This is a genomic window from Streptomyces sp. NPDC007896, from assembly GCF_042959425.1.
In the GTDB taxonomy this organism is placed as follows: domain Bacteria; phylum Actinomycetota; class Actinomycetes; order Streptomycetales; family Streptomycetaceae; genus Streptomyces.
On record NZ_JBIBKX010000009.1, the window covers coordinates 121,762 to 139,512 of the forward strand.

17 protein-coding genes and 1 pseudogene are annotated in these 17,751 nt (G+C 70.7%); 5 read left to right on the forward strand and 13 right to left on the reverse strand.

Annotated elements, in window-relative coordinates:
• Nucleotides 1-24: 24 nt before the first annotated feature.
• Complete coding sequence (locus ACFZDJ_RS28045; protein WP_391062783.1) at nt 25-660, forward strand: hypothetical protein; 636 nt, start codon at nt 25-27, stop codon at nt 658-660.
• A 49-nt stretch (nt 661-709) separates the two neighbouring features.
• On the opposite strand, the gene ACFZDJ_RS28050 is transcribed toward ACFZDJ_RS28045, so the two are convergent.
• Complete coding sequence (locus ACFZDJ_RS28050; RefSeq protein ID WP_099925054.1) at nt 710-934, reverse strand: acyl-CoA carboxylase epsilon subunit; 225 nt, start codon at nt 932-934, stop codon at nt 710-712.
• Between the two features lie 104 nt (nt 935-1,038).
• Between ACFZDJ_RS28050 and ACFZDJ_RS28055 the strand changes: the two genes are divergently transcribed.
• A complete protein-coding gene (locus tag ACFZDJ_RS28055; protein WP_391062786.1) occupies nt 1,039-1,431 on the forward strand; it encodes a hypothetical protein in 393 nt (130 codons plus the stop codon).
• A gap of 100 nt (nt 1,432-1,531) precedes the next feature.
• Nucleotides 1,532-1,789, forward strand: a complete 258-nt coding sequence (locus ACFZDJ_RS28060) for an AAA family ATPase (RefSeq protein ID WP_391062788.1) — start codon at nt 1,532-1,534, stop codon at nt 1,787-1,789.
• A gap of 119 nt (nt 1,790-1,908) precedes the next feature.
• Here the strand turns inward: ACFZDJ_RS28060 and ACFZDJ_RS28065 are convergent, their stop codons facing one another.
• From ACFZDJ_RS28065 to ACFZDJ_RS28100, 8 genes are all read right to left on the reverse strand, one after another.
• Entirely contained in the window at nt 1,909-2,370 is a 462-nt protein-coding gene (locus tag ACFZDJ_RS28065; RefSeq protein ID WP_168516191.1) for a nuclear transport factor 2 family protein, read from the reverse strand.
• A gap of 47 nt (nt 2,371-2,417) precedes the next feature.
• Complete coding sequence (locus tag ACFZDJ_RS28070; RefSeq protein ID WP_391062790.1) at nt 2,418-2,978, reverse strand: GNAT family N-acetyltransferase; 561 nt, start codon at nt 2,976-2,978, stop codon at nt 2,418-2,420.
• 41 nt (nt 2,979-3,019) lie between these two features.
• The gene (locus ACFZDJ_RS28075) at nt 3,020-4,159 is read right to left on the reverse strand and encodes a M24 family metallopeptidase (RefSeq protein ID WP_391062795.1); all 1,140 of its coding nucleotides are present in this window, start codon (nt 4,157-4,159) and stop codon (nt 3,020-3,022) included.
• A gap of 201 nt (nt 4,160-4,360) precedes the next feature.
• Nucleotides 4,361-5,308, reverse strand: a complete 948-nt coding sequence (locus tag ACFZDJ_RS28080; protein WP_391062798.1) for an oligopeptide/dipeptide ABC transporter ATP-binding protein — start codon at nt 5,306-5,308, stop codon at nt 4,361-4,363.
• Nucleotides 5,305-6,156: an ABC transporter ATP-binding protein gene (locus ACFZDJ_RS28085; protein WP_168516183.1), complete on the reverse strand. Its 852-nt coding sequence runs from the start codon at nt 6,154-6,156 to the stop codon at nt 5,305-5,307. The genes ACFZDJ_RS28080 and ACFZDJ_RS28085 overlap by 4 nt, the downstream gene beginning before the upstream one ends.
• Nucleotides 6,153-7,031, reverse strand: a complete 879-nt coding sequence (locus ACFZDJ_RS28090) for an ABC transporter permease subunit (protein WP_391062801.1) — start codon at nt 7,029-7,031, stop codon at nt 6,153-6,155. The genes ACFZDJ_RS28085 and ACFZDJ_RS28090 overlap by 4 nt, the downstream gene beginning before the upstream one ends.
• Nucleotides 7,028-8,110 carry an ABC transporter permease subunit gene (locus tag ACFZDJ_RS28095; RefSeq protein ID WP_391062804.1) on the reverse strand — a complete coding sequence of 361 codons (1,083 nt, stop codon included), beginning with the start codon at nt 8,108-8,110 and terminating at the stop codon, nt 7,028-7,030. The genes ACFZDJ_RS28090 and ACFZDJ_RS28095 overlap by 4 nt, the downstream gene beginning before the upstream one ends.
• Nucleotides 8,100-9,668, reverse strand: coding sequence for an ABC transporter substrate-binding protein (locus ACFZDJ_RS28100; protein WP_168516179.1), 1,569 nt, complete (start codon nt 9,666-9,668; stop codon nt 8,100-8,102). The genes ACFZDJ_RS28095 and ACFZDJ_RS28100 overlap by 11 nt, the downstream gene beginning before the upstream one ends.
• A 243-nt stretch (nt 9,669-9,911) precedes the next feature.
• On the opposite strand from ACFZDJ_RS28100, the gene ACFZDJ_RS28105 reads away from it, so the two are divergent.
• Together ACFZDJ_RS28105 and ACFZDJ_RS28110 are read left to right on the forward strand one after the other, a co-directional pair.
• On the forward strand, nt 9,912-10,481 hold the full coding sequence (locus ACFZDJ_RS28105) for an Lrp/AsnC ligand binding domain-containing protein (protein WP_391062808.1): 570 nt from the start codon (nt 9,912-9,914) through the stop codon (nt 10,479-10,481).
• A 647-nt stretch (nt 10,482-11,128) separates the two neighbouring features.
• Nucleotides 11,129-11,542 (forward strand): annotated as a pseudogene (locus ACFZDJ_RS28110) (carboxylesterase family protein); the annotation flags it as partial.
• Nucleotides 11,543-11,585: 43 nt separating this feature from the next.
• On the opposite strand, the gene ACFZDJ_RS28115 reads toward ACFZDJ_RS28110, so the two are convergent.
• The 4 genes from ACFZDJ_RS28115 to ACFZDJ_RS28130 all read right to left on the reverse strand — a co-directional run bounded on the left by ACFZDJ_RS28115 (nt 11,586) and on the right by ACFZDJ_RS28130 (nt 17,497).
• Nucleotides 11,586-12,845: an FAD-dependent oxidoreductase gene (locus ACFZDJ_RS28115; protein WP_391062811.1), complete on the reverse strand. Its 1,260-nt coding sequence runs from the start codon at nt 12,843-12,845 to the stop codon at nt 11,586-11,588.
• On the reverse strand, nt 12,842-14,314 hold the full coding sequence (locus ACFZDJ_RS28120; protein WP_391062813.1) for an FAD-dependent oxidoreductase: 1,473 nt from the start codon (nt 14,312-14,314) through the stop codon (nt 12,842-12,844). The genes ACFZDJ_RS28115 and ACFZDJ_RS28120 overlap by 4 nt, the downstream gene beginning before the upstream one ends.
• Nucleotides 14,311-15,747 carry an FGGY family carbohydrate kinase gene (locus tag ACFZDJ_RS28125; protein WP_168518489.1) on the reverse strand — a complete coding sequence of 479 codons (1,437 nt, stop codon included), beginning with the start codon at nt 15,745-15,747 and terminating at the stop codon, nt 14,311-14,313. Before ACFZDJ_RS28125 ends, ACFZDJ_RS28120 begins: the two co-directional genes overlap by 4 nt.
• A 142-nt stretch (nt 15,748-15,889) precedes the next feature.
• Nucleotides 15,890-17,497 carry an amino acid permease gene (locus ACFZDJ_RS28130; RefSeq protein WP_391062816.1) on the reverse strand — a complete coding sequence of 536 codons (1,608 nt, stop codon included), beginning with the start codon at nt 17,495-17,497 and terminating at the stop codon, nt 15,890-15,892.
• Nucleotides 17,498-17,751: the final 254 nt, after the last annotated feature.

A 17,751-nucleotide genomic window follows, 5' to 3' on the forward strand; every position in this document is an offset into this window, starting at 1 on the left:
TCCGACACATCCACCTTACGGCCCGTGATCGAGAATCCTCAGAGCGACGTCGTCCTGGTCGGCACGACGCCGGTGGGCGGCCGTGTCCAGCAGGACGTCGCGGAGGCCGTCATCGGGCACTGGCAATCCCTCTCCTGGCCAGCGGAGTTGCTCTCGCTCACGGTCTACGTCAGCAGCGACGGCACCTCGGTGCTGACGTATGCGCAGTGGTCCTCACAGGAGGCGCTGGTGCGGTCGCTGAAGGAGACGGGCGGCGTTTCCGACACGGCCGTTATCACGGGGACCGAGTCCCCGGCGCCCGTGCCGTACCGGCTGTACCGCGCGGTGCGCGGCAGCGCGGTCGGCGACCCGGCGCCCGTCGCCGGGTCCTTCCCCGTGGCCTTCTTCGACGCGGAGGACCACCAGGCCGCGCGCGACTTCGTCGACGGCCTCTTCGCCGCGGAGGAGGCCGGCGAGGGGGACGAGCGCGCGTACCCCGGCGGGATATCCGCGAACATGCACATCAGCCTCGACGGCACCAGAATCCTGAGCTTCTCCGAGTGGGTCACGGAGGCCCAGGCGGTCGCCCACATCGAGGCGGTCTGGGAGCCGCTGCTCAAGGAGCTGGGCGGCACAGGCCTGCTCTACCGGCACTACCGCAGCCTCTTCCCGGCGGCCTGAGGGCACGTGCTCCGCTCAGGTCCCGGCCCAACCCGGGCGCCGATTCCGCTCAGGCCGCGACTCGTTCGTAAGCGCGCCAGACGCGGGGAGCGTCGTAGAGGAAGGCCCGCTCCGGGCGGCGCCACCGTATGGCCGGCGCCGGTTCCGCCCGGGCCGACGCGGCTGCGCCGTCGGCCGTACGTGCGAGCAGGACCGCCACGAGCGCGGCCAGTTCCTCCGGCGAGGGGTTGCCACGCTCGACACGGAGCCATCGGGGATCGTGCGACTTGGTCATCATCAGGTCCTCGTGATCGGCGGCCGTCGGCGTCGGATGTCGGGTAGTACGGGGACGCGGAGTACCCCATCCAGGATCCCGACGACCCGACCCCCGCTCAAGGCATGCCGGTTCAGGACTCCGTCAGATTCAGCAAGTCCTCCGCAAAGGTGTCCAGCGACGGCCAAGCCCACGTCAACCAGGTGGCCAGCAGGGCTCCGGCGGTGTACAGCGCCAGACCCCGGCAGTGGCTCGCGATGATGGCAATGTGCGCAGTGGGGCGGTCGACGGAAGCAGAGGGCAATCTCGAAGAGAGTGTCCGTGTCACTGTCCGCTTCACCCGGCCCGCGGAACTCGGCGCCGTTATCGCCGCGTTGGGCGAGGAACTGCTGCAGACCGTCTCAGACAGACGGGTCCGGCCCCTGATCGACAGGTCAGGCCGCGTGCCGTTGGAGCTCGGTGAGGTAGCCGGCGACCGCGTCACGGTTGCGGATCAGGACGCAGGATCGCTCGGATGAGCTGCGTCGACAGTCCGGCGTCCAGCAGTTCGCGGATCTGCAGAACGCGGCCCGGGCTGCTTCGCTGTAGTCGCGATAGTTGTTGGGCCCACGGGTCGAGGTGATCAAGCCCCCCGCCGCGCTGGCCTCCGAGGTCGACGAGCGCGGACGCACCCCCGCGGTCGTCATCGACGAGTCGCACCTCCTCGACCACCACGAGCTGGACGCGATCCGCATGCTCACCAACTACGACATGGACTCCACGACGCCGTTCGCGGTGTTGCTGATCGGGCAGCCCACGCTGCGGAAGCGGATGAAGCACGGCGTCCTGGCGGCCCTGGAGCAGCGGATCTCGATCAGCTACCGATGCCGACCATGACAAGGGAGGAGACCGCCAGCTACATCAAGCACCACCTGACGATCGCCGGACGGTCGGATCCGAAGCGAAGGAGGCAGCGGCCCGGCCACCGTATGCAGGCAACCCACCATGCGCCATGCCTACGTGCCCGCGGCACCGTGGACATCTTCGTGCAGATGGACGATCAGCCATCCGGCGTCGCTGCCGCCGCGTCGCAGGACGGCGGTGTTGCGCGCCAGTTCCGGTGTGGCGGCATGGAAGTCGACGCGCAGCCAGTAGCGGGCCACGGCCAGGTCGGCGAAGACGTCGATGACCTGGCCGTACGCCGTCAGCCCCGCCTCGGCGGTGCCGGCGGCGGCCGCGGTGCGGGCGTCGCGGACACGGTCCAGCTCGGCCTTGCCGCATACGAGTTCGGGGGTGGCGGAGTCCCAGATGGTGGCGTCGGGGTCCAGGAAGGAGTCGATGCGCTCACGGTCGCCTGCGGTGTAGGCCTGGTACGTGCCGGTGATCACCGCCCAGATGGCCGCGAGGTCGGCGGGAGTGCCGCCGGGGCGCCCGCCCACGGGTATCGGCGGGAGGGTGGGGGGCGGTGAAGCGGGCATGACGGTGTCCTTCGGTGCGTAGGCGGGTGCGGGGTGCGGCGCGAAAGTCAGGGGCTGTCGTGTGCCCAGGCCTCCATGGCTAGCGGGCGTCCCTTATTGACCACGGTGAGTGGCGGCGCGTCCGTGAGGTGGAAGCCCGCGGCGCGCGCGACCGCGATGCTGGCGCCGTTCTCGGCCTCGATGCCCAGCGTCACTCGGGGCAGGCCGACGGTGAAGTGGGCGTAGTCCGTCATGACCCTCAGGGCCCGGGACGCCAGGCGCTGACCGCGGTGGGCGGCTCCCACGGTGTAACCGAGGCTGACGGCGGGGTCGTCGGTGCTCTTGCGGATGAGGAGGACTTCGCCCAGCGGGGGGCTGCCGGCGGCGGTGATGGCCAGCCGAAGGCGCAGACCGTCGGCGCGTTCCTGGCGGGCTCTGGCCAGGTAGGCGCGGGCGGCGGCAGCGTCGAAGGGTGAGGCGAGCGGGGTCCAGTACGCGATGTCGGGGTCGTCGAACAGTTCGGCCATGGTGGGCAGGTCGTCGTCGGTCCACTCTCGCAGGACCAGGCCCTCGCCGGTCAGCCGGACCTGCGGTGGGAAGGTGAGGCGGGCGGTGTTGTCACTGGTCATCGACGGCGCCTTTCTGCCGTGTGCGGCGGCGGTGTTGGGTGTCAGGGGAGTACGACCAGGTAGCGGCCGGTGCGGTTGAGGCGATCCCCGCCGTCCTCGGTGCAGATCACGATGTCCTCTATCCGGGCCCCGTACCGGTGAGGGAGGTAAATGCCGGGCTCGACAGAGAACGCCATGCCGGGCTCCAGCGGCAGTCGGTTGCCGGACACGATGTAGGGCTCCTCGTGGCTCTCCAGGCCGATGCCGTGTCCGGTGCGGTGAATGAAGTACTCGCCGTATCCGGCGTCGGCGATGATGTCGCGGCCGACGGCGTCCAGTTGTTCTGCGGTGAGGCCTGGCCGTACCGCATCGGTCTGGGCGATCTGGGCGTGCAGTAGTACGTCATGCAGCTGGCGGAACTCCTCGGGCGGCTCCCCGACCGCGTAGACGCGGGTGGAGTCGGAGCAGTAACCGTCCTGCGTGGTGCCGCCGATGTCGACGACCACCGGGTCGCCGGGCTGGATCACCCGGTCGGACAGCTCGTGGTGCGGGCTGGCGCTGTTGGGCCCGGAGCCGACGATCACGAAGTCGACCCGGACATGACCCTCGGCGATGATCGCGTCCGCGATGTCCCGGCCGACCTCTCTTTCGGTGCGTCCGGCCCGCAGCCACTCGCCCATGCGGGCGTGCACCCGGTCGATGGCCTCCCCCGCCCGGCGCAAGGCCCCCGCCTCCTGCGGGGTCTTGCGCATCCGCAGACCGCTCAGAACGCTGCCGGCGAGTTCCTGCCGGGCGCCCGGCAAAGCGGCGTGGAAGGCGGTGGTCTTCTCCGCCCACATGTGGTTGTCAACGCCGACGCGGGCGACGGAGGACGGCAGCCGGGCCGCGATGACGGCGTAGGGGTCGTCGGTCTCGTTCCAGCCTGTGATCTCCATGTCCAGGCCGCCGGCCGGGGATGCCTGGGCAGCGGGCTCCTCCAGCGCCGGCACCAGGAGGAACGGGTAGCCGTCGACGGGCAGGACCAGGCAGGTCAGCCGCTCCAGTGGCTTGGCGTCGTAGCCGGTCAGGTAGCGCAGATCGGCGCCGGGGGAGATCAGCAGGGCGTCCAGCCCGGCGCGGGCCGCGGCCTCGCGGGCGGTGTGGAGACGGTCGGCCGGATAGAGGTCCTGGCCGGACTCTGTGGCGTGGGTCTGAATGTGCATGCGGTCTCCGTAAGGTGTCGTCCGGCCCGGAAGCGGGAGGCCGCTGACGCGGCGTGGTCGCGGCGCACCGCGGCCGGTTCGGGGCAGCCCCGGATCTCTTTTGGGGCGAGGCTTTGGCAAGGCCGGGTTGTGTGCGCCGGCCAGGCACCGGGGCATGCTGAACCTCCGCGGCCGCGGGCAGGTGGACCGTTGCGGTTCAGGTCACGCCGCGTAGAGGCGGCAGGCGACGCCGCCGGCAAGCAGCTGCGGCTCCTCGCGGTCGCAGCCGTCGAAGGCGCGGGGGCAGCGGGGGTGGAAGCGGCAGCCGCTCGGCGGGGCGGACGGGTCGGGTACGTCGCCGGGGAGTTCGGCGGGCAGCAGTCCGGCGCCGTCGGGCTGCGGGATGGCGGCCAGCAGGGCCTGGGTGTAGGGGTGCCGGGGGTTGTCCCAGACCTCGGTGGTGGGGCCGGTCTCGACGATCCGGCCGAGGTACATCACGGCGATGCGGTCGGCGATGAGCCGTACGACGGACAGGTCGTGGCTGATGAACAGCAGCCCGGCGCCGGACTCGACGGCCAGCGACCGCATCAGGGTGGCCACTTGGAGCTGGGCGGAGGCGTCGAGGGCGGAGATCGGCTCGTCGCCGACCAGCAGGCGGGGCCGGGCGGCGAGGGCGCGGGCGATGGCGATGCGCTGGCGCTGGCCGCCCGAGAACTCCTGCGGGTAGCGCTGCGCGGCGCTTTCCGGTAGTCCAACGCGGGTCAGATACTCCTCCGGGGTGCCCACCTCCCCCTTGTCGCCGCGAGCCGCCGCCGTACGGATGCCGTCGGCGATCTGCGCGCCCACCCGGCGCCGGGGGTTGAGCGATCCATACGGGTCCTGGAACACCATCTGGACAGCGGTCAGCGCGGGGTCCCGGCGGCGCACCTTCAGCGGCCGCACCGGCGTCCCGTCGAAGCTGATCCCGCCCTCCTTGGGCGCCGTGAGGCCGCAGACCGCGCGGGCCAGCGTCGACTTGCCGCAGCCCGACTCGCCGACCAGACCGACGACCTCCCCTGCGCGCACCTCCAGGCTGACCCCGGCGACCGCGCGGGTGGGCGGCGCGCCGGGACGGCGGTACTGGACGACGAGGTCGTCGACGGACAGCAGCGGCGACGGCGGCGGGGTCATGGGGCGCTCCGGAGGTCGGGGGCGGGGTCGGTCGTTGTCCGCGCGCGGGCCGCTGCCGCTCCGGGGAGCGCGTTCAGGAGCGTACGGGTGTACTCGTGCTGCGGAGCGGTGAGCACCTGGCCGCGGGGGCCGGTCTCGACAACGAGGCCGTGGCGCATCACGCTGACCTCGTCGGCGATGGCGGACATCACGCCCAGGTCGTGGGTGACCAGCAGGACGGCAAGGCCCAGGTCGTCACATAGGCCGCGCAGCAGCCGCAGCACTCCGGCCTGGACGGTGACGTCGAGGGCGGTGGTCGGCTCGTCGGCGATCAGCACCTGCGGTTCGCAGGCCAGCGCGATGGCGATGGCGATGCGTTGCCGCATCCCGCCGGAGAACTGGTGCGGGTAACGCCCCAGCGCCTCATCGGGGTTGGGGATGCGGACCTGGCCGAGGAGATCAGCGGCCCTCTCCTTCGCCGCCTTGCGATCCAGCTTCAGGTGGTGGCGGAGGTGGTCGGTGAGCTGGTGCCCGATGCTGAGCATGGGGTGCAGGCTGGTCGACGGGTCCTGGAAGACCATGCTCACTGCCCGGCCGCGCAGCTCGCCCAACTTCCTCGGCGACAGGGCCAGCAGGTCGGTGTCGTGCAGCCGGATCCGCCCTCCGGGGCGGGCGCCGGACGGCAGCAGGCCGAGGACGGCGAGGCCGGTCATGGTCTTGCCGGAACCGCTCTCCCCCGCCAGTCCGTGGATGCGGCCGGGCCGCAGGGCGAGGTCGACGCCGTGCAGGATGCGGTTGATACCGCCTGCCTCAGTGGGCAGGTCGACGGTCAGGCCGGTGATCTCCAGCGCGTTGGTGGTGCCGGTCACGCCACACGCTCCTTCTCCGCGCCGATGGTCCGGGCGGTGCCGGGGTCGAGGGCGTCCCGCAGCGCGTCGCCGAGGAAGTTGAAGGCCAGGACGACGGTGAGGATTGCCAGGCCCGGGAAGACCCCCATCCACCACTTGTCGAACTGCTGCGTACCGTCGGCGACCATCGCCCCCCACTCGGCGGTAGGCGGCTTGGCGCCGAGGCCGAGGAAGGACAGCCCGGACAGCAGCAGTGTCGCGGTCCCGATGTCGAGGGTGGCCAGCACCAGCAGCGGCCCGAGCACGTTGGGCAGGACGTCCACCCGCAGCGACCGCCAGGCGGAGAAGCCCAGCAGCCGTCCGCTGAGGACGAACTCGCGTGACCGCAGCCCCATCACCAGGCCCCGGGTGACGCGGGCGTACGAGGGCCAGGCGACGACCAGCACCGCCAGCACCGCGTTCTGCAGGCTCGCGCCCAGCGCGGCGGCCACGACCATCGCCAGGATGACGGTCGGGAAGGCGAACACCAGGTCCGCGATCCGCATCACGGTCTCGTCCACCCACCGCCCGAAGAACCCCGCGCAGGCCCCGAGGACCCCGCCGATCAGCAACGACAGGCTGACCAGCAGCAGGGCGAGCGGAATGGACACCCGGGCCCCGTACAGCACCCGGCTCAGCACGTCACGGCCCAGCTCGTCGGTGCCGAACCAGTGCCCGGCGCCGGGTGCGGCCAGCCGGGGCAGGTCCTGCGCCAGCGGGTCGTGCGGGGCGAGCAGCGGCGCGGCCAGCACGATCACCAGCCACCCGGCGCTGACCACGCCGCCGGTGACGGCGAGCGGCCTGCGCCAGGCGCGCGGCAGCCGCTTGAGGAGGCTGAAGCCCTTCCACCCGTTCACTGCACCCTCACCCTCGGGTCGATCACGCCGTACAGCACGTCCACGGCGAGGTTGACGGTCAGATACACGATCCCGACCACAAGCCCGACGCCCATCACGGCCGGCAGGTCGAGCGTGGTCGCGCTCCGGTACGCGTACGCGCCCAGGCCCGGCCAGGCGAAGATCGACTCGACGAGGACGGTGCCCGACAGCAGCGCCCCGAAGGCCAGCCCGGCGACCGTGATGACGGGCACGAGGGCCGCCCGGAGCACGTACTGGAACAGCACGGTCCGGCCGGGCAGGCCCTTGGCGTGCGCGGCCCTCACGTAGTCCTGGCCCAGCACCTCCAGAACGGCGGAGCGTGTGAACCGGGTCAGCAGCCCGACGGTGTACGCGGTCAGCACCAGCGCTGGGAGCACCAGGTGGCCGACAGCGCTCCAGAAGACCGGCCACTGCCCGGCGAGGGCGGAGTCCACCGTGTACAGGCCCGTGACATGCGGCGGAGCGCTCAGATCGGGGGCGAGGCGGCCGCTGCCCGGCGCGATGCCCAGCCGGTAGAAGAAGAGGTAGAAGGCGAGCAGCGCCAGCCAGAAGGTCGGTACCGACACCCCCAACAGGCTCACCACCCGCAGCAGTTGGTCGGTGAACCGGTCCCGGCGCAGCGCCGCGACCACCCCGAAGGCCACACCGACGACCAGCGAGACCACGATCGCCGCTCCGGCCAGCTCCAGCGTCGCCGGGACGGCGGTCGACAGGTCCGTCAGCACGGGCTGGTGGCTCTGCTGGGACTCGCCCAGATCGCCCTGGAGCAGGTTGCCGAGATACGTGACGTACTGGACCGGCAGCGGCTTGTCGAGGCCGTAGTGGTGCCGGAACTGGGCGACGATCGCCGGGTCGCCGACCGCCCGCTGGCCGAGGGCGGCCGCCGCGGGGTCGCCGGGGACGAGGTTGGTGAGGATAAACGTCACCAGCGTCACCCCAAAGGCGAGCAGCACGGCCGTCGCGGTGCGCCGGAGCAGGAACCGGGCCAGCGGGTGGCGGGCGAGGAGCCGCCCGCCACCGCTGCGCGCCTTGTCCCTGCCCTGGCCCTTACTTGGCACCCAGCGCGGCGACATCGATCGTCCACACAGGGTTGTACGCGACACCGGTCACCGTGGCGGCCGCCACCGTGTTGCGGCTGGGCTGCATCAGCGGGATGAACGGACCGCCGTCGTTCATCCGGGTCTGGATCTGCTCGTAGAGCGCCTTGCGGGCGTCGTCACCGGTGGTGGTCGCCGCCTTCTCGCCCAGCGCCGTGAGCGTGTCGTCTGCGCCGGCCTTCCAGCCGGCCCGCAGGCCGACCAGGTTGCCGGGCAGGAACGCCAGGTAGTCGCTGGGGTCCGGGTAGTCCGGGCCCCAGTACCAGAGGCCGGCCTGCTCCTTGCCATTGCGGTAGTTGTCCAGCTCGGTGGTGGTCGGTGCGGGGGCCAGCGTGACCGTGATGCCGACCTCCTTCAGCTGCGACTGCACCCGCTCCGCCAGGGTCTGCAGCGACAGTCCGTCGACGGTCAGATCACTGGGGTAGCCGAGCGTCACCGACGGCTTCTTGGTCCCGCCGGCCTTCAGGGCCGCCTTCGCCCCCGCCAGATCCCGGCTGGTCTTCTCGGACGAGGGCAGCGCCCCGAGGAAGGTCGACGGAATGATGCCGGCCGGCTGCACCGAGCCCGCCCCGGCGAGGCTGAGTAGGCTGTCGTAGTCGATTCCCTTGCGCACGGCCTCCGCGAACTTGGCGTTCGCCGTGGTACTGCTGACCTTGCTGCTCCGGTTCAACAGCAGAAAGATCACGTCCGACGACGCCCCGCTGCTCACCTTCAGACCGCCCGTCAGCCCCGTGACCTGGTCCGAGGTCAGGTCAAGGGCTATCTGGCTGTCCCCGCGCTGCACGTTGAGCTTCTGCGTCGGCGCCTGGACGTTCCGGATCACGATCTTGTCGTACGCCGGCTTCTGCGACCCGGTGTACTTCGGGTTCTTCGTCAGCACGACCTGCGTGTTGGTGTTGAAGGACGTCAGTGTGTACGGGCCGGAGCCGGCGGAGGTCGTGTTGAGGTACTTCTCCGAGCCGCCGTGCGCCTTGACCGTCTTGGCGTTCAGGATGCCGAGCGCCGGGTTGGGCAGGATGAACGGCAGTGCCGGGTTCGCCTTCTTCGACGTCAGCGTCACGGTCGAGGCGTCCGTCTTGCTCACGGTCACCCCGTCCAGCAGGAACGACGGATTGCCCTTGAGATCGATCACCCGGTTCAGTGAGTACACGACGTCATCCGCCGTGACCGCGCTCCCGTCCGAGAACTTCGCGCCCTTGCGCAGGTGCAGCGTGAGCGTCCTGCCGTCCGCCGACTGCTCGTACGACGACGCCAGTCCCGCCACTGGCCTCGTGACGTCGCTTCCCTTGAAGGTCAGCAGCGTCTCGTACAGCACCTTGTCCACGATCTGGCCGGTCGGCTCGAATTCCCGGCCTGGGTCGGCGGTCTTCAGGTTGAACGACGTGTCGACCACCAGCGTCCTGCCACCGCCCGACGAGCCGGCCGTGCTGCCGCCGCCCGAGCAGGCGCTGAGGGCAAGCGCTGCGACAGCGATGAGCGGAAGTGCCGCCGGGTACGACCCGGTGCGGGATCTGGACATGGTGCCTCCGAGAGCGGGGAGCGGGGTGCAGCAGAAGGCCAGGCGGGCATCGACGGCCGCCGAGGGAAGGCCCTGGACGTTTCACCGTTAGGGTGGGCTGAAGTTAACCAATGCATCCGGCCATTGGGATCAGTGCGAGACGAAAATCAACGGAGAGGCGCCATCGTGGGAGATCTGTCAGGTCAAGGTTCGTCCGGTGATCGCCGTTCTGGACGGATCGGCATCGGTCTTGCCCTGGATTCGGTGCATTTCAAGATCCTTGACGTCCTCCGTACACAGGGCCGTATCTCCGTCGCAGCGCTCGCCGAACGCGTCGGCGTCTCCCGCGCGAACGCCTACACTCGCTTCGAGGCCCTACGCGCCGACGGTGTGATCAGCGGCTTCAGCGCCCGGGTCGACCCCACCCGCGTCGGCCTCGACATCTGCGCCCTGGTCTTCGTCACCGTCCGCCAGGAACTGTGGAAGCAGTTCCGCGCCACCCTCGCCCAGATGCCCGAGGTGGAGTACTGCGCAATCACCACCGGCCAGCACGACGCCATGATCCAGATCCGCGTCCCCGACGTAGGTGCCGTACACCGCCTGGTCACCGACCAGTTGGCCAACATCCCTGCCGTCCGCGCCACCGAGACCGTCATCATCCTCGACGAGGTGCTCCGCCGCCCCTACGTCCTGCCACTGGCTCCCCGGACCCTCGACTTCCCTCCCGACACGGCCTCCGCCGCCCCCGGCGCGAACCAGTTCGGCATGACCCGCTTCATCCGCGCCGCCGACGGCCGCGCCGACCTCCAACGAGGCACCGACCCGGAAGACTGAGCAGTCCGGGCCGGCTTGAGTTGGGGCGCCTCCGGTCACCGACGCACTGCGCGGCGTCGTAGACCTCGCAGATCAGGGCGTGCTCGACGATGAGGCCCCGCCGGACCGGGCCGGTGGCGTGCCAGGTGGCGTCGTTGACCGGTTCGCTGACGACGAGTTCGATGCTGAAGGCCGACCCGTCCAGGCCACCACGGTCGGATCGGCGGGCCGGACTCAGAAGACGACCCAGTCTGCGCCCAGGCGTCGGGGGCGGGCCATGAGCAGCGCCATGCCGTTGGAACATCAGGTCGATTCCGGGCCTCGCCGGAGGCCGAGGGCTGCCTGGCCCGACGGCTACGAGACGGCTTGCGGCACCTCACCATCGCAGTCGTCTTGAGACTGATCCCCGGGAGCGGACACCGGGTCGCCCCCCTGCCCGACAGCCATCCAGCGTCGCACCCCGTCATCCGGGACTTCTTCACCAAGAACCCGCTGCCCGCCTCCTGACGGCCCCGGCACTCCACACACCCTCTCGGCCCCCGAGGGAGGCCCGACCCCGCACACCCTGGAGCCGCCCCTCCCCCGCCCGCCTTGCCGTCGGCATCCTCACGGCCCTCGCTCTCCTCCTCACCGCCGCCCCCGCCGTCAGCGCACCAGGCGACCCACTCGTGCTGCACACCGCCGAAGGTGCCCTGCTCGGCATCACCCGCGACGGTACCGACCAGCTCCTCGGCGTCCGCTACGCCGCCGCCTCCACCGGGCAACTGCGCTGGCACGAACCCGCTGCACCTCCCCCCTGGACCGGCACCCGCACCGCCGACCGGAAGGGAGCCAGCTGCCCCCAGCAGGGCCGCGACGGCTCCGAGGACTGCCTGTTCGTCAACGTCGTCGTCACCGTCAACTACCGTCTCGGCGCCCTCGGCTTCCTCGCCGCGCCCGCCCTCGCCCCCCGCTCACCGGCCGGGAACTACGGCCTCAGGGACCAACAGGCCGCCCTGCGCCGGGTGAAGGCCAACATCGCCCACTGGGATGGCGACACACGCGTCACCCTCGCCGGCCAGAGCGCGGGCGGCGGCTCCGTCTGCGCCCAACTGCGCGACACAGGTGTCCTCTCAGCCGGCCGGATCAGGTGCGTGCGATGCCCAGGTGCACGGGACCGCCCTCATGGTCAACGGTCGACAGCATGCTCCAAGGCACTCGGAAGACCCGCCCGGGTGAGGCCGGCCAAGGCAGCGTGCGCCGAGTGAGTTCGCGGCCGTTCTGGTGAACGGTCACCCTGGGGAGCCGGACCAGCTCATCCGACCACAGAAGCAGGCGGTGGCGGGGCGGCGCGGGTGCGCCGACGCGCAGGAGGCCCGGTGCGACCCACCGGAACGGCGCGTCGGCGATGATCGGGACCGCAGGCTGGGGTGTGCTTTCCCCGTCGAGCCATGCAAGCACCTGGTGGGCGGCGTGCCGGCCACCCAGGGCGGCGATGTCCGCGGTGTCCACGGCATGGAGCAGGTTCCCTGCGGCGAAGACCCCTGGCCGACTGGTGCGCAGCGCGGTGTCGACGAGGGGGCCGCGGGTGGCTGGGTCCATGTCGAGTCCTGCAGTTCGGGCCACTTCGTGGTCGGGGATCCAGTCGCCGGTCAGGATCAGCGTGTCGCAGGCGACGGTCCTGCGTCTGCCGGTGGCCAGGTCCTCGATCTCGACGGCCTCCAGTCTGCGTTGTCCGATAATCCGGGTGACCCGGGTACGGGTGGCGACCGGTACCCGGAGCAGGAGTCTGCCGGGGAGGTGGAAGGCGGCATACGACTCCGGCGAGGCGTGTCCGGTGGTCATGAGTACCGTTCGGCATCCGGCCTTGCGCAGGGTCAGTACCGCGGACCAACTGACCGGTTCTGCGCCCACGACGACCGCACGGTTGCCGACGCTGCGGTGTTGGAGGTGCACGAGGTTTTGGAGGTGGCCTGTGGTGTAGATGCCTGAGGGACGGGTGCCGGGGATGAATCGGGCCGGCCGCGGGCGTTCGCGGGCGCCTGTGGCGAGCACGATCGCGCGTGGCTCCACGCGGAACAGTCCCTGTGGGCTGGTGACCTCCAGGGAGCGCGTGCCGCTCCAGCCGGTGACGGTGGCACGGGTGCGGATGGTTGCGCCCGCGGCCGTGGCTTCGGCGGCGAGGTGCTGTGCGTATGTGGGGCCGGTCATGACGCGGTGCAGGTCTCGCAGACCGTATCCGGTGTGGTCACTGTGGCGGGGGATGCCGCCTGCGGCCTGCTCCCGGTCCAAGACCAGGACATCGCCGCCCAACCGTCGGGCCAGGGTGGCGGCGGCGGTCAGTCCGGCCGGGCCGGCGCCGACGATGGCGACGGTGGGGGTCAGCACGTGGCGTGCGGCGGTCATCGCGGGCTCTCCCCGGAAGCGTGGGACGGATGGAAGGTGTGCGGTGGCCGGGCCCCGGGGGTGGCGTGGTGTGCGGACGTCAGTCGCTCCACCTCGGCGCCGCAGAAGAAGCCCTGGCAGCGGCCGTTCATGGCCCTGGTCCGGCGGCGCAGGCCGTCCAGTCCTGCTGGGGGCAGGGCCGAGCTCAGTGCGTCGAGGATCTCTCCGGCCGTCACCCGCTCGCAGTGGCAGACGATGTGGCCATATGCGCTGTCTTCGGCGATCCGCTGCGCATCCTGGTAGGGCCGCTCAAATGCCTCGCCGAGGTTGGGCATTCGTGGTGGCTCGGGCAGCGCAGGCTTGGGTTCCAGCTGCAGGCCGGCGCCCTGCAGGAGTTCCCGGGCGTGCTCGCCGACGGCCATGGCCGAGGTGAGCCCGGTGGACCGGATTCCCCCGACCAGGAGGTAGCGCTCGGGTGCGGCCAGGTCGATCAGATAGTCACCGTGATCGATGGCGGCCCGCAGACCGGCATAGCTTGCGGTCACCTCCTCCTCCAGCAGCTGGGGCATCAGTGTCCGTCCCTTGCCGAGCAGGAACTCGAACCCGGCTTCGGAGGTTCCGGTTTCGGTGCGGTCCTGAAGGTCCTCGGCGGTGGGGCCGAGCATGACGTTGCCGTAGATGGTCGGGGAGACCAGGACGCCCTTGCCGCGGGAGCTGGGCACGGGCAAGACGATCCTGTCCACCAGCGGGCGTGCGAGCTTGTCGAACACGAGCAGTTCGCCGCGGCGGGGAGTCACGGTGAAACGGTCGTGCCCGAACAGGGAGTCCACACGGTCGGCGCCGAGGCCTGCGGCGTTGACGACCCAGCGGGCCCGGATGTCCCCTCTGTGGGTGTGCAGGACGGTGCCGCCGTCGCCACCGCGTGTCACACCGGTGACAGCACGGCCGAGCATCAGCTCGGCGCCGCGCGCTGCGGCCTCGGTGGCGAACGCGAGGGTGGTGGTCCAGGGGCAGATGATGGATTCGTCGGGCACGGTCAGGCCGCCCAGTGCGCCTGGGCCGAGCGCGGGCACCTGCCGGTAGACCTCGTCCGCGTCGACGACTTCACAGCGGTCGTAGGAGTTCTTGGCAGCCTTGTCCCGCAGGCCGGCCAGGGCGTCGAGCTCTTCCTGGGTCCACGCCACGAGGAGGGCACCGGTGCGCTCGACGGGGATGCCGGTTTGGGCCGCGTAGTGCGACAGGAGTTCGTAGCCGCGCCGGACGAGGCGCGATTCGAGGGTGCCCGGCGGCGCGTCGAACCCCGTGTGCAGGATCGCCGTGTTGGCCTTGCTTGTCCCATCGCCGACGTCGTCGCGTGCATCGATCAGGGCAACCGAGATCTGGTGGGCCGACAGGTCGCGGGCGATGGCGCACCCGACGACTCCGGCCCCGATCACGGCGACGTCGAACGCGCCGCTGGCGGCTTCATGATCGGTCGGAAAGCCCGTCATACGGGATTCTCATCCTCCTGAGGTAGTGCCGCCTCCACCGCGGCCCGCCACCGTGCTCGGTGGTCCTGGGCGCGGTCGGCGGACCAGTGCGGCTCGTAGCTGATCTGCGCGGTCCAGTCGGACGCCGCCTGCTCCACTGCCAGGTCCGGGTCCAGGGCGAGCCTGGCCATCGCGGCAGCCCCGAGAGCGGTGGCGTGGGGTGAGGAGTAGACGTCGACGGGGATCTGCAAGAGGTCGGCGGTTGCCTGCATCAGCGTCCGGCTGCGGGTCAGGCCGCCGTCCACGCGCAGCCTCTCCAGCGGAGTGCCCAGGTCGCCGCTCACGCAGTCCGCGAGTTCGGCGACCTGTGCGGCGATGCCCTGGAGGACGGCGAGGACAAGGTGCTCCCGGCGGGTCGACAGGGTCACGCCGGTGAATGCCGCCTTCGCGTCGGGACGCCACCACGGGGCCCCGAGTCCTGCCAGTGCGGGGACGCTGAGTACCCCTGCCGCGTCGTCCGCCGCAACGCCGTCGAGGTCCGCGGCCGTCTCGATGAAGCCGAGGTCCGCCAGCCAGCGCACGGCCGAGGCTGCCGTGTACACCTGCCCGTCCAGGCAGTATGAGGTGTGTTCCCTGATCCGCCAGGCCACCGAGGTGGCGAGGCCGGAGCGGGAGCGTGGCGCCCATCGGCCGGTGTTGGCGAGCAGGAACGCGCCGGTGCCGAAGGTGCATTTGGCCGTTCCGGGGGTCAGGCAGCCCTCGGCGAGCAGGGCGGCCTGCTGGTCAACCACGAGCCCGGCGACGGGCAGACGTGGGCCGAACGCCGTGGTGGTGCCGACGGTGTCGTCGCATGCCACGATCTGCGGCATGCGTTCACCTTCGAGGCCGAACAGGTCGGCGAGCTGCGGGTCCCAGGACACCTCGTCGAGATCCGTCAGCAGGGACCGGCTGGCGGTGGCGGCGTCGGTGACGAAGGCGCCGGTGAGGTGGTGGATCAGCCAGGTGTCCGTGGTGGTGACCACGCCTTGGGTGGTGAGGTGTCGGCGCAGCCAGGCCATTTTCGGTGCGGAGAAGTATGGGTCGAGGACGAGGCCCGTGCGCTGTGCGATCAGCTCGGCATGGTCGGAGAGTTGGGCACACAGCGACTCGGCGCGGCGGTCCTGCCAGACAAGGGCAGCCGACAGCGGTCGGCCCGTCGCAGGGTCCCAGGCCAGGACGGTCTCGCCCTGGTTGGCCAGGGCCACGGCCTGCACGGGGCGTCCGGCCTCGGAGAGGGCGCGGGTGCCTGCTGTCAGGACGGAGTCGAGCAGTTTTCCGGGGTCCTGCTCGACTCCGCCGTCAGCCAGGTAGGTGGGCCGCAGCGGGATCTCCGCTACGGCCAGCACGCCGTCGGCCGGGTCGACGACCAGGGCCTTGGTTCCCGAGGTTCCCTGGTCGATGGCGAGGACCGTCATCGAGCGCTCGCTCGGGTTGTCTGCCAACGGGCCAAGCCGGCTCCGTCGGCGGACGGCGCGTCGGTCGAGACGGTCGTCGGCCGGTCGGTGATGCCGTTCACGTGCGTGTCTCCGGTTCTGAGTCGGTGTTCTTCGGTGCCGGTCAGTGTTCTTCGGCGCCGACGGTGTCCGTGGCGAGGTCGGCCGCGGCGCCGTGCGTCTCGGTGTCTGCGGTGGTGAGGGTGCGGATCGGTCCGCGGAACGTCCTGCGGGCCGAGAACAGCCACCAGGCGCCGACGGCGAGGAGAGTTCCGCCGGTTACCAGCGGTGCGTAGTTGACGCTCTCCCAGCTGAAGCCGTCGCGGAAGGGAACGGCTGCGGGGGTGAAGGGCAGGCAGAAGACGACCGCGCAGATGCCGACCCAGACGAAGGCGACCGGGTTCATCCAGCGGTACTTGCGGCCGAGGGTCCACGGGCCCGACTCGTACGCGTCGCCGATCCGCCAGCGCAGGAAGATGGGGATCGCGTAGGCGACGTACATCCCGATCACCGAGATGGAGGTGACGGCGAGGAACGCGACACTCGTACCGGTGCCGTTGCCCTTCAGCGCGGGCAGGGTGATCAGGACGGCCAGCACCGCGACCAGCACCACGGCCCGGGTGGGGGCGCTTTGGGCGTTGAGCTTCGACCAGTGGCGGTGGCCGGGTACGGCCCCGTCACGGGAGAAGGCGTAGGTCATCCGGGACGCGCTCGTGACACAGGCCATGCCGCAGAAGAACTGTCCGATCGTGGAGATAAGGATCACGAACTTGGTCAGTCCCAGGGAGAGCGCACTGGACAGCACGGCGATCGCGGTGCCGCCGCCGCCATCGACGGCCTTGGGGTCGGTGGCGGCGAAGGTGAGGGCCAGCAACAGGACCCAGCCGATCACTGCCGAGTAGAAGATGGAGCGCCACACCCCCTTCGGGGCAGCGGTGGCGGCGTTGTGGGTCTCTTCGGAGATGTGCGCGGACGCGTCGTAGCCGACGATGGTGTACATCGGCAGCAGCATTCCCAGCGGCAGGACGTAGTACCAGTACATTCCGTCGCCGAAGCCCGACATGTTCAGGCGGTGCAGGAAGACGAAGCCGAAGTCCTGATGGCGCGTCGGAGCGAGCACCAGGACGAGGACGATGACCGCGACGCCGATGATGTGCCACCACGCCGAGATCTGGTTGAGCAGGGCGACCAGATGGGACGAGGTGATGTTGATGATCGCGTGCAGCGCCAGGATCACGACGAACAGGCCGAAGGTGTGGTTCAAGGTGGCCTGCGCGTCGCTCGTGCCGAAGTCGACGGGGACCTGGACCCCGTACATGCCCAGCAGTGCGTTGCTGAAGGCGGCGGCCGCGTAGTCCACGGAGGCGACGACCGCGATGAGGCCGACGAGGTTGAACCAGCCGGTGAACCAGCCCCAGGCCGGGCCGCCCAGTTTCGAGGCCCAGTAGTAGATGCCGCCGGCGGTGGGATAGCTGGAGGCCAACTCGGCCATGCAGAAGCCGACGACCAGGATCAGGGCGCTGACCAGCGGCCAGCCGATGGAGATCATCAGCGGTCCGCCGTTGAGCCATGCCTGGCTGAAACTGGTGAACGGTCCGGCAAGGACCGAGATGATGGAGAAGGAGATGGCGAAGTTCTGGAATCCGCTCCAGCCGCGCTTCAGGTCCTGGCTGTAGCCCAGTTCGGACAGGCGTCTGGCGTCGGGGTCGAGCTGGTCGTGCTGTGCTGTCATGGCCATTCCTCTGGCTTGCGTCCTCCTCCGAGCCAGCGGGGACAGCTGGCTCGTGGGTATTGCAGCGCATGGTCCGTGCGGGTCCAGGTGTGCGGCTGCGGGCGTGTAAGGGGGTCCCGGCGTCATGGGTACAGGGATGCCCGGCGGGGTGTGATGAGGTTTGGGCGCCGCGTGGCGCGGCGGGGGTGTCGCCCGCCGGCCGGTACAGGGCACGGTGGTTGTCCGGGGACGCCGGGCCGGGCGGGGTGATGGGG